This is a genomic window from Sporomusaceae bacterium ACPt, from assembly GCA_041428575.1.
GTDB classification, from domain to species: domain Bacteria; phylum Bacillota; class Negativicutes; order Sporomusales; family Sporomusaceae; genus Sporomusa_D; species Sporomusa_D carbonis.
In genome coordinates this window covers 3,469,444-3,483,732 of record CP155570.1, presented here as the reverse complement: position 1 = coordinate 3,483,732, position 14,289 = coordinate 3,469,444, and the positions used below count along the sequence as shown (strand labels likewise).

The following is a 14,289-nucleotide window of genomic DNA, read 5'->3' as shown; positions in this document are numbered from 1 at the left end:
GCTGGGATGGAGAGAATGAGCGGAACATCCAAGGATTTGACGCAAGAAAACATACAAAAATTGAAGGGGGTTTTTCCCGAGGTTCTTACCGAAGGCAAGATTGACTTTGACAAGCTGCGCTTAGTTTTAGGCGATGAGGTAGAAACCAGAGAAGAACGGTATGCTTTTACCTGGCACGGCAAGTCCCAGGCCATGAAGCTGGCGCAAACGCCGTCGCTGGGCACGCTGCGCCCGGACAAAGCGTCCAGCAAGAATTGGGATACGACGAAAAATCTGTATATTGAAGGCGATAACCTGGAAGTATTGAAGCTGTTGCAAGCGTCGTATTTTGGCAAAATCAAGATGATATATATTGATCCGCCGTATAATACGGGGAATGATTTTGTCTACAAGGATGATTTTCGGGATAACATCAGGAATTATAAGGAAATGACCGGGCAAACAGCGAAAAGCAATCCTGAGACCAGCGGAAGGTATCATACCGACTGGCTGAATATGATGTATCCTCGTTTACGGTTGTCACGAAGCCTTCTTGCTGAAGACGGAGCCTTATTTATCAGTATTGACGACAATGAGTTATCTAACCTTCGCAAACTATGTGACGAAATAATGGGGGAAGAGAACTTTGTTGGAACATTTGTCTGGCGTAGAAGAGCTTCTTCCGCTCTTGCAGAGAAATTAATTTCCTCAGATCATGAGTACATAGTTGTTTATCAGAAATCAAATTTTATTGCAAACGGGATTCCAAAGGATTTCGCTAATTTTAGTAATCCGGATAATGACCCACGAGGAGAATGGGTAGCTGGTGATTTAACTGTGGGCATGACTAAGGAGCAACGCCCTAATCAATACTATGATTTAATTGATCCGAAGACGGGAAACAAGTATTCCCCAAACCCCAGTAGAGTATGGGCATATATCCCTGAAAGCATGGAGAAAATGATACGCGAAAACCGGATCATTTTTCCTTCAGATACAAATAGGCGACCCATGATGAAACGATTTAAAAGCGAATTAAAAAGTGATGTCAACCCAGTATCAACTTGGACTACCGAAGTAGGATTGAATAGTGAGGCCACTAAACAAATTCAAGAGCTGTTTGGGGAGGCAGTTTTTTCCTATTCCAAACCGCTTAGTTTGATCGAACATTTACTAATGATTTCAACCACCAATAATGATATTGTTTTAGATTTTTTTAGTGGCTCTGCTACGACGGCACATGCAGTAATGATGGTGAACTCAAATACGGGGAGACACCTTAGATATATAATGGTTCAGCTACCCGAGTTGGTTTCAGGGGAGTATCCAAACATCTGCGAAATCGGCAAAGAACGAATCCGCCGCGCTGGGGAAAAAATTGTGCAGGACACCGGTAAAACCGACTTGGATATCGGTTTTAAGGTTTTCAAACTAGATTCATCTAACATCAAGCGCTGGAATCCCGATTATGACAATCTTGAGGAGCATCTTTTCACGATGCAGGACAATCTGGTTGAGGGCCGGACTGAGGAAGACCTGCTGTATGAAATACTCCTCAAGCAAGGCATCGATGTAACGGCGGACATTCAAGCAGTCGGCGTGAACGGCAAGACGCTGTTTAATGTCGGCTGCGGCGCGTTACTGATATTCCTGGCCGATAACATCGTGCTGGAGGACGTTACAGAGCTTGTTAAATATAAGTCCGAATTTATGGATACTAAGGTAGTTTTCCGCGACAGCGGGTTTGCCGGCGATACGGTGAAAACCAACGCCATCCAAATCTTAAAGCAGGCCGGCATCAAGGAAGACCATGTAAGGAGTATATGACCATGAAGCTAAAGTTTCAGTCGGACTTAAGTTATCAGCGCCAGGCTATAGATGCTGTAGTCGATATATTCGCAGGGCAGCCTGTCAAACAGTCTTCTTTCACCGTCATGGCGGATAGTTTTCTTGGCGTTCAGCAAACCGAACTGGGGATTGGCAATCACCTTAGCTTAGTGCCGGAAGAAATATTGGAAAACGTGCAAAAAATACAGCTCCGCAACGGACTGCCTATAGGTGAGAAGCTCGAGGGCATGAATTTTACCATTGAGATGGAAACCGGGACAGGCAAGACCTATGTGTATCTACGTACTATTTATGAACTGAACCGTAAATACGGCTTTTCCAAGTTTATCATTGTCGTGCCGTCGGTCGCCATCCGCGAAGGCGTTAATAAGTCCCTGGAGATTACCAGGGAGCATTTCGGCGAGCTCTATGATAATACGCCGGCCGAGCATTTCATTTACGGTTCGGCCGACTTATCCCGCGTCCGGCAGTTTGCCACGGCGAACCACATCCAGATCATGATTATCAACATCGACGCGTTCCGCAAAAGTTTTGAAGACCCGGAAAAAGAAAACAAAGCCAACGTCATACACCGCAGGAATGACCGGCTTAACGGCATGAAACCCATTGAGTTTATCCAGCAAACGAATCCCATCGTCATCATCGACGAACCCCAAAGCGTTGATACCACCAAAAAAGCCAAAGAAGCCGTAGCGTCGCTAAATCCGCTCTGTACCCTTCGCTATTCAGCAACTCATGTGGACAAGTACAACATGGTCTACAAACTGGATGCCGTTGATGCCTATAACCAACGCCTGGTTAAAGAAATCGAAGTGGTGTCGGTAAGGACTGAAGAGGCTTACAACCGCCCCTATATCCGGCTAAAAAGCGTCAGTGAACGCAAAGCGGTCATTGAGCTTGACGTACTGTCGCGCGGAAGCGTCAAACGGCAGACAAAAACCGTCCGGCAGGACGACCATCTGCTGGAGGTATCCGGCGGACGGGAACTGTATAACGGGTATTTCGTCGAGGATATTTGCTGGGAGCCGGGCGGCGAGTACATTACGATAAACGGCGAGACCTTATATCTTGGTCAGGCTAGCGGCGAAGTTGACCCGGATGCTGTTAAGCGGTTTCAGATCCGCAAGACCATCGAAGAACATCTCAAAAAGGAACTGGTCCTTCGCAAACGCGGCATTAAGGTACTGAGCCTATTCTTCATTGACCGGGTAGCCCATTACCGCGAATATGACGCCCAAGGGAACAAGGTCAAAGGCAAATATGCCGTCATGTTCGAGGAAGAATACAAGGCACTTATCAAACAGCCGCGTTTTAACACGCTGTTTGAAGAATTGGACAACGGCGAAAATATCGGGAACATTCACGGCGGCTATTTTGCCGGGGATAAAAAAGGTTCCGCCAAAGGCGACAGCGTCGAGGATTATGTTTGGAAAGATACCAAAGGTAATACCAAGGCGGACGACAGCCTCTACAGCTTGATCATGCGCGATAAGGAAAAATTGCTCAGCCTGGATAATCCGCTCCGGTTTATCTTTTCCCACTCTGCGCTGCGGGAAGGCTGGGACAACCCCAACGTCTTCCAGATTTGCACGCTGAAGGACTCAGGCGGAACGTATGTAAGCCGCCGTCAGGAGATCGGGCGTGGCCTCAGGCTGGCGGTCGGTCAGTCCGGCGAGCGGTGTGACGATTATTCGGTTAACCGGCTAACCGTTATGGCCAATGAATCCTATGAAGAATTCGTGGATAACCTGCAGAAAGAAATTGAAGCGGATACGGGCATTCGCTTCGGCTATGTTGACGAAACCACGTTTGCCGGCCTGCTTGTCGAATCTCCTAAAGGCGAGCGGACGGCAATCGGCTATGAATTGTCCAAGAAGATGTTCCAGGACCTAAAACAAAAAGGGTACATAAATCATCAAGGCAAGATACAGCCCTTACTTAAAGAGCATATGGAGACCAAAAAGTTCAGCCTGTCTCCGGAACTTTCCATTTACCAACCGCTTGTTGAGGACCGCCTGATTCAACTCGGACGCTTGCGCATCCGCGACGGTAATAAACAAGAGCGGGTGGAGCTTAACAAGGCGATATTTGAAAGCCGGGAATTCATTGATTTATGGGAACGAATCAAACACCGTACCACTTATGCCGTTCAGTTTGACAGTGAAAAGCTTATCGAAAAATGTGTGGAAAAGATCGCCCAAATGCCCGCAATCAAACCTCCACTCATCCACAGTGAAAAGGCGAAAATTGCGATTGACCATGATCAAGGCGTTACCGGGACTGTCGTTGCCGAGACCAAAGGCGATTATCTGGCGGACCGCGTACCCCTGCCGGATGTTGTGACCATTCTGCAAAACCAAACCAATCTCACCCGCAAGACTATCGTGGCCATTCTTACCCGCTCAAAACGCCTGGAAGATTTCAAGAACAACCCGCAAAAATATATGGAGGCAGTCGCGGATATTATCAACCGGGAAAAGAGCGGCCTGATCGTGGACGGCATTAAATACCGGAAGATTGGCGGCGACTATGCCTATACCATGGAGATATTCCAAAATGACGAACTCATTGGCTACCTCAACGACAATCTGGTGAAAAGCGCCAAGTCCCCATACAACTACGTGATGTACGATTCAGACGTGGAGGCTGGTTTTGCCAAGCGGTTCGAAGACGATGAGAATGTCAAAGTATATGTAAAATTGCCGGACAAGTTTAAAATCGACACACCGATCGGGACGTACAATCCGGACTGGGCCGTATTAATCGAAAAGGACGGAGTGGAGAAGCTGTACTTTGTGGTAGAAAGCAAGGGAACGTCACTGTTCGAATACTTGCGCCCGGAAGAACAGGCCAAAATCAAGTGCGCCCGCGAACATTTCCATGCTCTCGGGACAGGCGTGGACTTTTATGCTCCGGAAAGCGATCCGGGAGAGTTTATGAAGAAAATAATGTAAGCTGCGGCAAGGCGAAAGACTTTTGAAGGACATAGGGAATCAACGGCATGAGTCCGGGTGAAAGAGACAGGCCATAAAAGTCTGGAGGTGAGAATCCGGTGGAATTAAAAACATTGACCCCATTATGGACCGGAGGCGTGGAAGGTAAGGTGGACCGCATCCATGAAACGGGTATCATCGGCAGTATGCGCTGGTGGTACGAAGTCCTGGTGCGGGGAGTGGGCGGCAGGGTTTGCAGTCCTGACAGCGATGGTGAAAAAAATAAAAGGAATAAATGCGATTTTAATGCCGAAGGGTACCGAAAATCCAGTCACCGACCGCAATCTTTGGGGCGCCCTTACCATGCGACTGACCCGGGATATGGCGCCAAGAGGCGCTGCCGTCAGCGATTCTGCAGCCTATCAAAAAACCGGGAATGAAGTTCACGAATTTTTGTCTTTTACTTATTTTTACCCGGCCGGCTGTTCAAACGGCAGCTATCAGGCAGTCTGGCCGTGGGACAATGATTTCCGGCGCCGTTTTTTGGCCAGCCGCATGGGGACGCCCCTCTCCTATCCCCAGCATTCTGCCGCTCCCGGCCTGCTGCATGAGACGGAGTTTATCTCCCCCCGCGCTTTGGATACAGGCGAACCGGTCTTCTTGATTGGTTATATTTTTGAAAAACAAGGGTGTACTCTGCCCTGGAAACAAACTTTAGACCGCTTGCAGTTGGGCGGCGAGAGGGGTTATGGGTGGGGAAGGGTTAAATTAATAGATATCGCTGATGAAAAAGGCAGTAAATTATTTGAACAAAACATAAATTTTCTGGAGCGAAACGCGAGGCCGGCAGTGAGCCTGCCTGCGGAGGAAAAGCTTTTAGCCCATGCCTATGCGGAAGATTTGCCGGCTGCTGGCGGCATCGAACCGCTGGTTGGCCGTGAATGGCGCTCCGGCCGGGAAAAAAACAGCTATGCCGGCCAGTATCTTGTTAATAACGGCCTGTGTTTTACCCCTGGCAGTTCATTAAAGAAACCGGCTGTGTTCGAAATTGATAAATTTGGCATCTGGAAGCGTTTGAAATAGATGCGTTATCTTAGCGTCGCGGACGATGCCTTGGACATTTGGGTTGGTGCTGTCCTGGACTTTGACGAGTTGCTGGAAAAGTATTAAGCATTGCTGATTGAAAACAGCAGCTTAAAAGAAGAAATAAAAAGCTTGAAGGTAAAGTTTACCGCTTTGCAGCATCAGGCTGTTCCTGAGAGAGACTCTGCTGTTGTTTTTGCGGATGATTCATATTCGGCAGCATATTCATCAGCAGAATTATTTTATCCTGAAGCAGAAAATCAAGTTTGGCAGTTAAACATAAACGGCTTGTCAGAGCCTGCGGAAAAAATCAAGTTATTTATGTCGCTCTTTAAAGACCGGGATGACGTGTATGCTAAAAGGTGGGAAAACAAAAAGAAGGGGACATCCGGGTATTCGCCGGTTTGTTTGAATGAATGGAAATCCGGTTTATGCGGAAAACCAGCCGGAACATGCGCCGACTGCACTCATAAGGCATATGCTGTTTTGGATGAAAAGGTTATTGATGACCATTTGCGGGGGCGTGACAATTTCGTTGCGGTTTTAAGTTTTGGCAGTGCGGAAGAAAGCATTATGCGACTTGAAAGCGCCAATATTGCAAATGAACTGATAAAAAGTATAGGAGACAAGCTGTGAATTTCAAAAGGGAAAGAGTTTAATAAAAGTAAACTGTGATTTACGCAATTGGATATGAAGGCTATTGCAAAAAATAGTTGTTAGAAGGGAGCGATTTTTTTATGAAAATAGCTTTAATTTCACCGGTTGCGTGGAGGACACCCCCAAGGCATTATGGACCCTGGGAACAATTTGTTTCGATCTTGGCAGATGGTTTAGTTGAAGAAGGGATAGATGTAACTCTATATGCTACCGGAGATTCGATTACAAAGGGGAAGCTAAAATGGGTCTGCGAAGATGCTTATGAAGAAAATAAGGATTTAGATGCTAAAGTCTGTGAATATATGCATATTTCGGAAGTTATGGAACATGCTTGTGAATAAACAAAAAGATTCATAGGGACGGTTCCATTGAACCGGCTTTTGAAATGTAGTAAATATAATTGAGGTGTAGAATTTCCCTTAAACCAGATTTGGTGCAATAATTTGGTATTTATATAACCATTAAACTAATTGACACAGATCTATACCGGACTTTTTTTAAAGGATAAGGATGAGGCAATAAATAGTTTCAAATAACTGAATGAAAAACAGGGGAGGTGGTCTGCTTGTTAAAGATGCGCAACGTCGGCAAATTGATGAGTTTAGAGTCGGCAATGTAGACCATTTGACGCATGCGTTCTCCGAAAGTGTCCGCCAGGAGCTGAGCTGTCAGTTGATTGAATGAGCTGTCCGCCATGTTCCCGTCAAGGGGAAGGCTGCCCAGGGGAATACCCTGTTCACTGACGATCTTGCCGGCCATCACTTGTTTTAAATCCGGGCGCATATCCTTACTGTAACCCCGGCAAATCTCCAGGCCGTCATAGTCATCAGCTTCGCATGCTTCGAACGCGCCGCTTAGGGATGTAGTATCGGCGTGCAACCGATGCACCGGAATGTCAAAGGCGGCTAAACAAGACAAGCTTAAGCGAGTATACAAAGATTCCGGTCCCGCCTCGCTAAATCTTATCAAGAGTTCGGGCGATAGCGTCGTCGGACAAGTCCTCAGGGCTGGCAGCCTGGTTCGAACAGGCTATCTGTGTCCGTCCCTTCAAAACTTCGGCTAATAGGATAAAGAGGAGTTCGTGTATTGGCATATGTATTTTCTCACGAGACTGCGAAATGTGGGTCAACAGAACCGTCCCCATGAGTTAAAGCGGAGGGACTTTTGTTGGCCGCTCTTGAAGGAAAATAAACTTTTCCATTGAATTTTGGGAAGTATTATAAAATACGGCATATTTCTGTAAAAAGCAACAATTTAAATAGTGACCGGAATGGTGAAGGTGAACTGAAGAAATCGGATATAGACAGAGTGCTGTTCGAAGAAAGAACAAAGGAGACTTGTCGATGATAGTACTGCATTTGGGGCTATGTAACAGGCAGTGGCTGTTATGGGGAGAGCGAGCTATAGAGGAGGCGAAACTTCCGGCTAAACGGGGGAGAAAGCCCAAGTCGCCGGATAAACCGGCGGCTGAGCGGTCGCCTTACGATACTGATGTTGAGCAATTGCTGGAAGCGCTTGAAGCGGCGGAGATAAATGCAGCCCAATATCGACAAAAGAATAGCCGGATGAGTATTTTGTGGTCGCCGACGGCAGGCGGCCGCCCGGTGGCTTCAAGCTTGCTTGTTGCCGAGCCGCCGGCAGCGAGCGACGAAATCGTATTGCGGCCGTGGAAGGTTTCGGTTGTTGGTTTGACAACTCGTGATACAATAGATTTTCTGGCTGCATGTATGGATAAAACAGCATTGATCCATGGGGTGGCGTTGGGAAAAGATATTGCTTTTTGGACGCAGGCGCTGCGTTTTACGGCGGCGCTGGTCGTCAGGGAAAGGTTTTTACCCCGGCTTGCGGTCCAGGAGGGTAAATACTATGCTCGGTGGGAACCGTTAATAACAGGGAATGACTTGAAACACTTGCGAGACTTGGCGGCGGCAATGCCTGACGCTTGCCGGGCGTTAACGGCAGACTCGGCGGAAATAAAAGTGCAGAGTGCATTGACTGTGGTAAAGGAAGCGGTTAGCTTGACTGCCGATAAGCTGGTTAGGCTGGACGCGGAGGAAAAACTGACAACTGTTGCCGCCCGTCTGCCGGTTAAGGCGGATAACGCGCAGGAAAGGTTCGATAGTATCCACGATCAGTGGTTATACGCGCTATGTTCAACAGATGGCGAAATGAGCGGCTCGCAAGCGGAACTGGCCCAATTTGCCGCGCAACTGCAGGAATGGCGGCGGAAGGCACTCTTTCTTTCCACGGCGCCCTTCCGGTTCTGTTTTCGCGTGGAAGAGCCTGAACAGGAAGATAAGGAAGACCGTTCGGCTAACAAGACCCGAAAAAAAAATCGGCATGACCAATGGACTGTCGCCTACCTTTTACAGGCGGTTGATGATCCCAGCCTTATCATTACCGCTAAAGATGCCTGGAAAGGCACGGGAAAAACAGCGCAGGTGTTTAAAGAGCGCGCTTTTTCAGTTAACGAGTTTTTGCTTACTGCTTTGGGACAAGCCGCCGGGATTTGCCCAAACGTCGAAGAAAGCCTGAAGGCGGCCAAACCTGCCGGATTTACGGTGGATACGGCAGGGGCATACGCTTTTCTGACCGAAACAGCTTCGCTTTTGGAACAGGCCGGGTTTGGCTTATTAGCGCCTGCCTGGTGGACCAAGCGGGGCGCAGGCGTTCGCCTGGCGGCCAAGGCCCGGGTGAAAAGCCCGGCTTTGCAGGCTGGGGGCGGTTTATCACTGGACAACATCGTCGACTTTAATTGGGAGATTTCCCTGGGAGACGAAGTGTTATCCGCAGCGGAACTGGAAGCATTAGTAAATTTAAAGTCGCCGCTGGTGAAAATCAGGGGGCAGTGGGTAGAGTTGAATGGCGCTCAACTGCAGTCTGCCCTGGAATACTGGCGTCGCCGGGGCGCGCAGTCTATGACTGCCCGTGAGGCGGTGCGCATGGCGTTAGGGGCGGCGAAGACTCCGGGAGATATGGCGTTTGCCGGGGTGGCGGCGGAAGGCTGGATTGCTGAATTGATTGCCAAACTGGAAGGTAGAACGCCTTGGAGTCAACTGCCTCAGCCGCACGGCTTGACAGGCGCTTTGCGTCCTTATCAATTACGGGGCTATTCCTGGCTGACGTTTTTGAGTGAATGGGGTTTTGGGGCCTGTCTGGCGGATGACATGGGTCTGGGAAAGACTATCCAGACGCTGGCGCTAATTCAAGCGAAGCGCGAATCCGGGGAAAAGCGGCCGGCGCTCCTGGTTTGTCCCACATCGGTCATGGGGAACTGGCAGAAAGAAACGGAAAAATTTACGCCCGGTCTGCCGGTTATGCTTCATCACGGGTTTGACCGCAATAAATCCAAAACGGCGTTTAAGAAAGAAGCTGAACGGCATGGGCTGGTGATTACAGGGTATTCCCTGCTGTCCCGTGATTTCGAATTGCTGCAGAAGGTTGACTGGTCGGGGATTATTCTGGACGAAGCGCAGAATATAAAGAACGCTCAGACCAAGCAAGCCAAGGCGGCAAGGTCTTTGGCAGGCGGCTATCGGGTTGCGCTGACCGGAACGCCTGTGGAAAACAATGTGGGCGACTTGTGGTCGTTAATGGAGTACCTCAACCCGGGCATGCTGGGCGGCCAGGCAGAATTCAAGCGTAATTTCTTTGCCCCCATTCAGTTCAACCGAGATGAACAGGCGGCGGAAAAGCTTAAGAGATTAACCGGTCCATTCATTTTGCGGCGGCTTAAGACTGACAAACAGATCATCACCGACTTGCCGGAAAAAATGGAAATGAAGGTGTACTGCACTCTTACCAAAGAACAGGCTTCGCTCTATGCTGCTGTTCTCAGGGAGATGGAGGAAGGTCTTGATGAAAGCGAAGGCATTCAGAGAAAAGGGCTGGTGTTGGCTGCTTTAACAAAATTGAAGCAGGTGTGCAATCATCCGGCGCTATTCCTGAATGATGGCTCTAGTGTGTCCGGGCGGTCCGGCAAGCTGGCGCGGCTGACTGAGATGTGCGAAGAGATTCTGGCTGCAGGCGACAGGGCTTTGATTTTCAGCCAGTTTACCGAAATGGGGCATATGCTCCGCCGTCACCTTATGGAGCATTTCGGACGCGAAGCGCTGTTTTTGCATGGCGGCGTGGCCAAGAAGGAACGCGATCGCATGGTAGAATTGTTTCAGAGCGACAAGGGACCGCCGTTATTTGTCATTTCGCTGAAGGCAGGCGGCACCGGCCTTAATTTAACCAGGGCGAACCATGTGTTTCACTATGACCGGTGGTGGAATCCGGCAGTGGAAGACCAGGCTACTGACCGGGCTTTTCGCATCGGGCAGGCCAAAAATGTGCAAGTGCATAAATTTATATGCACCGGAACACTGGAAGATAAAATTGACGCCATGATCGAACGCAAAAAGGAACTGGCCGGGCAGGTTGTGGGGACCGGAGAAGGCTGGCTTACAGAGCTTTCTACCGCCGAGCTGAGAGATATTCTGGCCCTGAGCCAGGAAGCGATAGGAGACTGAGTTATGGGACGCTGGGACTATTATAGCTATACGCCGTCCAAGCCGCGCGAGGCTAAAGGCGGGATCAAAGCAGAAGGCAAGGCAGCGAAAAACTGGTGGACCAAGCGCTGGATAAGCGTATTGGAAAGTTTCAGCCTTGGCGCGCGTTTGACACGGGGGCGGAGCTATGCGCGACAGGGGCAGGTATTGTCAGTTGAAATAGCTAAAGGCTCGGTTCTCGCCACGGTGCAGGGTTCACGGGTAAAACCCTACAAAATCAAAATTAATGTCAAAACGCTTTCAGATGCCGAATGGCAGAAGGCGCTGGCTGTATTGTCAGGCCAGGCTATTTATGCTGCCAGGCTGCTGGCCGGAGAAATGCCTGCCGATATTGAACAAGTTTTTGCTCAGGCCGGCGTCTCCCTTTTCCCTAACAGGGAGAATGACTTGGAAACCGCATGTTCTTGTCCTGATTGGTCGAATCCATGCAAACATATTGCCGCAGTGTATTATGTTTTAGGGGATGAGTTTGACCGGGACCCCTTTTTGATTTTCAAATTGCGGGGTATGGACCGGGAAGAACTGATAAGGCAGTTGGGCGCGGCGAATGACTCGGCTATGGGTAACCCGGACTTGGACCAGGCAGAGCATTGTGAAGAAACAGAGAATGGCGTCTTGTCTGCGGACAGCAACGCATTCTGGGAAGGCCGGACAATTCCGGCTGACTTTTTGGAAAGCGCGAGTATTCCCAAACTCAGGGCGGCTCCTTTGCGGCAGCTGGGCAATATACCCTTTTGGCGGGGGAAAGAAAGTCTGATTAAGGCTTTGGAGCCGGTCTATATCAGAGCAAGCGGGACTGCGCTGGCCGTGTTGGAAGGCAAAAAGACGGAGTAAGGCGGCCTGACAGCTAGGAGACATGAGGACAGGTACATTGCTCCTATTGACGCATGCGTTCTCCGAAAGTGTCCGCCAGGAGCTGAGCCGTCAGTTGATTGAATGAGCTGTCCGCCATGTTCCCGTCAAGGGGAAGGCTGCCCAGGGGAATACCCTGTTCACTGACGATCTTGCCGGCCATCACTTGTTTTAAATCCGGGCGCATATCCTTACTGTAACCCCGGCAAATCTCCAGGCCGTCATAGTCATCAGCTTCGCATGCTTCAAACGCGCCGCTTAGGGATGTAGTATCGGCGTGCAACCGATGCCCTGGAATGTCAAAGGCGGCTAAACAAGACAAGCTTAAGCGAGTATACAAAGATTCCGGTCCCGCCTCGCTAAATCTTATCAAGAGTTCGGGCGATAGCGTCGTCGGACAAGTCCTCAGGGCTGGCAGCCTGGTTCGAACAGGCTATCCGTGTCCGTCCCTTCAAAACTTCGGCTAATAGGATAAAGAGGAGTTCGTGTATGGCATATGTATTTTCTCACGAGACTGCGAAATGTGGGTCAACAGAACCGTCCCCATGAGTTACCCATGAGTTAGGCTTCACAATATAGATCGAGGGCTAAAAAATTAGATGGCCTTTATTCTGATATTGAACAAACGCCCGGCTATTTAATCGGTCAGCTTGCGAAGAATGATGTGTACGCCAGCCGAATTGAAGGACAAGCCATATTGGACTATGCCTTTGACGTGATTGATAAAGCGTTTTCGGCTGTAGGCGGTCGTTTCGTTTTGGTAGAATGCGCAGACACAGCAAAACTTAAAGCTTTTTATGAAGGATACGGATTTGAGTTTTTACAAAAGCCCAATGAACTGCTTCAGCTTATACGATTTTTATAAATGTTTAGGGGAATCTTGAAGCCTGAAAATAGCTGCTCAATAAAATGGCCTGTAGACATAATCTACAGGCCGACTTACTGTTCATACAGGGCCTTGCATCAGTTGGTGTTAAGAAATGTAACAAAGCAGGAAAAATAAAGTTTGGGTCAGAATACTTGATAAGGAAAAATAGGCTTTGCAACCGTTACAGTAACCTTAATAGTAGCTGAACTCATAAATAAAGGAGCTCTGATGTAAACTGAGAAATAAGAAAATGATTGTTATTGCTGATGACCTGACAGGGGCTAACGATACCGGAGTGCAATTTACCCGCCAGGGCTTAAAAACAGAAGTCATTCTGGAAGAAACCGGCTTTGCTGATGCGAGCCAAGCTGCTGTTGTAGTTATTGATACCAATAGCCGTGCGCTTCCGGCCGATCAAGCGTACGCCAAAGTGCAGCGTGTAGCCAAACAAGCTCAAGAATCAGGCTTTTACTATGTCTACAAAAAGCTGGATTCCACTCTACGGGGCAATGTGGGGGTTGAGCTAAAAGCTATACTGGATCTCGGTCTCCATGACTTTGCTTTCGTAATGCCTGCTTTCCCGAAAAATGGGCGGACAACGATTGGTGGATATCACCTGCTCCATGGAGTCCCGTTATCAGCAACCGAGATTGCCAAAGACCCAAAATGTCCGGTTAACGAAACTTTGCTACCCAAACTGTTGCAGCAGCAGTCTTCATTACAGGTGGGACATATAGGCTTTGAACTGCTTGGTCAAGGTCAGGAAGCCGTTACCCGCGCCATTCGGCAATATCTCCAAGGCGGTGCCAAGATTATTAGCTGTGATGCCTGGCAGGATGAACAATTTCGGTTAGCGGCGGCTGCCGCTGCCAGTATTTCTAACCAGGTACTATGGGTTGGATCGGCTGGTCTGGCTGAGTTTTTACCGGAACTGTTTGGCTGGAATGAGCAAAATAATTCACAAAAGCCAACACTAGTTATTGCCGGGAGTGTGAGTGCCGCGACAAGGGAGCAGATTAAAGCACTTGTGGCAGAAGGACATGTTTGGATTGATGTCGAGGTGGCCGATCTTTTACCATGGCAACCGGCCGATTCGTTGCCATCGCTGGAAAAGGCTCTTAATTGCCTGGCCCGGGGTAAAAACGTAGTGCTTACTTCCGGTTGCCAGCCGGAAGCCGTTAGCAGGGCAATAGCCGCAGGAGCTAAACTTGGTCTTTCCAATATTGAGGTAAGCAATACAATTGCTGAAATTCTCGGTTGGCTGGGAGCAGCTATCGTAAATAAACAGCCTGTCGCCGGAATTGTTCTGACCGGTGGTGATACCGCCGTTGCGGTCTGCCGGGCTTTGGGAGTGACAGGTATTCGTGTTGTAGAAGAAATCGCACCGGGAATTCCTCTTGGAGAAATGACCACAGCTGATGGTATTACATTGTCTGTTGTGACCAAAGCAGGTGCATTTGGTGACCCTGATGCGTTAGTGAAAGCAACCCGAAAATTGCAACAAAGGAGCTAAGTC

12 protein-coding genes are annotated in these 14,289 nt (G+C 48.9%); 10 read left to right on the top strand and 2 right to left on the bottom strand.

Annotated features, from left to right (window positions below):
• The first annotated feature begins 6 nt into the window (after nt 1-6).
• The 6 genes from SCACP_RS17950 to SCACP_RS17925 all read left to right on the top strand — a co-directional run bounded on the left by SCACP_RS17950 (nt 7) and on the right by SCACP_RS17925 (nt 6,841).
• Nucleotides 7-1,806: a site-specific DNA-methyltransferase gene (locus SCACP_RS17950; protein ID WP_425058868.1), complete on the top strand. Its 1,800-nt coding sequence runs from the start codon at nt 7-9 to the stop codon at nt 1,804-1,806.
• A gap of 2 nt (nt 1,807-1,808) precedes the next feature.
• Nucleotides 1,809-4,781 (top strand): type III restriction-modification system endonuclease, encoded by a 2,973-nt coding sequence (locus tag SCACP_RS17945; RefSeq protein ID WP_425058867.1) that lies wholly within the window; start codon nt 1,809-1,811, stop codon nt 4,779-4,781.
• A 98-nt stretch (nt 4,782-4,879) separates the two neighbouring features.
• Nucleotides 4,880-5,200 (top strand): type III-B CRISPR module RAMP protein Cmr1, encoded by a 321-nt coding sequence (gene cmr1, locus SCACP_RS17940; protein WP_425058866.1) that lies wholly within the window; start codon nt 4,880-4,882, stop codon nt 5,198-5,200.
• A complete protein-coding gene (locus tag SCACP_RS17935) occupies nt 5,142-5,843 on the top strand; it encodes a hypothetical protein (protein WP_425058865.1) in 702 nt (233 codons plus the stop codon). Before cmr1 ends, SCACP_RS17935 begins: the two co-directional genes overlap by 59 nt.
• A gap of 90 nt (nt 5,844-5,933) precedes the next feature.
• Nucleotides 5,934-6,479, top strand: a complete 546-nt coding sequence (locus SCACP_RS17930; protein WP_425058864.1) for a TOTE conflict system archaeo-eukaryotic primase domain-containing protein — start codon at nt 5,934-5,936, stop codon at nt 6,477-6,479.
• 101 nt (nt 6,480-6,580) lie between these two features.
• The gene (locus tag SCACP_RS17925; protein WP_425058863.1) at nt 6,581-6,841 is read left to right on the top strand and encodes a hypothetical protein; all 261 of its coding nucleotides are present in this window, start codon (nt 6,581-6,583) and stop codon (nt 6,839-6,841) included.
• 187 nt (nt 6,842-7,028) lie between these two features.
• On the opposite strand, the gene SCACP_RS17920 is transcribed toward SCACP_RS17925, so the two are convergent.
• Nucleotides 7,029-7,469 carry a hypothetical protein gene (locus SCACP_RS17920; protein WP_425058862.1) on the bottom strand — a complete coding sequence of 147 codons (441 nt, stop codon included), beginning with the start codon at nt 7,467-7,469 and terminating at the stop codon, nt 7,029-7,031.
• Nucleotides 7,470-7,843: 374 nt separating this feature from the next.
• Here SCACP_RS17920 and SCACP_RS17915 point away from each other — a divergent pair, with 374 nt between their 5' ends.
• Together SCACP_RS17915 and SCACP_RS17910 are read left to right on the top strand one after the other, a co-directional pair.
• The gene (locus tag SCACP_RS17915; protein ID WP_425058861.1) at nt 7,844-11,014 is read left to right on the top strand and encodes a DEAD/DEAH box helicase; all 3,171 of its coding nucleotides are present in this window, start codon (nt 7,844-7,846) and stop codon (nt 11,012-11,014) included.
• Nucleotides 11,015-11,017: 3 nt separating this feature from the next.
• On the top strand, nt 11,018-11,887 hold the full coding sequence (locus SCACP_RS17910; protein WP_425058860.1) for an SWIM zinc finger family protein: 870 nt from the start codon (nt 11,018-11,020) through the stop codon (nt 11,885-11,887).
• 43 nt (nt 11,888-11,930) lie between these two features.
• On the opposite strand, the gene SCACP_RS17905 is transcribed toward SCACP_RS17910, so the two are convergent.
• Nucleotides 11,931-12,227 carry a hypothetical protein gene (locus SCACP_RS17905; protein ID WP_425058859.1) on the bottom strand — a complete coding sequence of 99 codons (297 nt, stop codon included), beginning with the start codon at nt 12,225-12,227 and terminating at the stop codon, nt 11,931-11,933.
• Between the two features lie 375 nt (nt 12,228-12,602).
• Here SCACP_RS17905 and SCACP_RS17900 point away from each other — a divergent pair, with 375 nt between their 5' ends.
• Both SCACP_RS17900 and SCACP_RS17895 read left to right on the top strand, forming a co-directional pair.
• Entirely contained in the window at nt 12,603-12,770 is a 168-nt protein-coding gene (locus SCACP_RS17900; protein ID WP_425058858.1) for a hypothetical protein, read from the top strand.
• Between the two features lie 253 nt (nt 12,771-13,023).
• A complete protein-coding gene (locus SCACP_RS17895) occupies nt 13,024-14,286 on the top strand; it encodes a four-carbon acid sugar kinase family protein (protein ID WP_425058857.1) in 1,263 nt (420 codons plus the stop codon).
• The last annotated feature ends 3 nt before the right edge of the window (nt 14,287-14,289 follow it).

Coding starts and splice junctions, on each gene's coding strand:
- SCACP_RS17950 (WP_425058868.1), top strand. CDS start 7: ATGGAGAGAATGAGCGGAACATCCAAGGATTTGACGCAAGAAAACATA.
- SCACP_RS17915 (WP_425058861.1), top strand. CDS start 7,844: ATGATAGTACTGCATTTGGGGCTATGTAACAGGCAGTGGCTGTTATGG.
- SCACP_RS17925 (WP_425058863.1), top strand. CDS start 6,581: ATGAAAATAGCTTTAATTTCACCGGTTGCGTGGAGGACACCCCCAAGG.
- SCACP_RS17895 (WP_425058857.1), top strand. CDS start 13,024: ATGATTGTTATTGCTGATGACCTGACAGGGGCTAACGATACCGGAGTG.
- SCACP_RS17935 (WP_425058865.1), top strand. CDS start 5,142: ATGGCGCCAAGAGGCGCTGCCGTCAGCGATTCTGCAGCCTATCAAAAA.
- SCACP_RS17945 (WP_425058867.1), top strand. CDS start 1,809: ATGAAGCTAAAGTTTCAGTCGGACTTAAGTTATCAGCGCCAGGCTATA.
- SCACP_RS17910 (WP_425058860.1), top strand. CDS start 11,018: ATGGGACGCTGGGACTATTATAGCTATACGCCGTCCAAGCCGCGCGAG.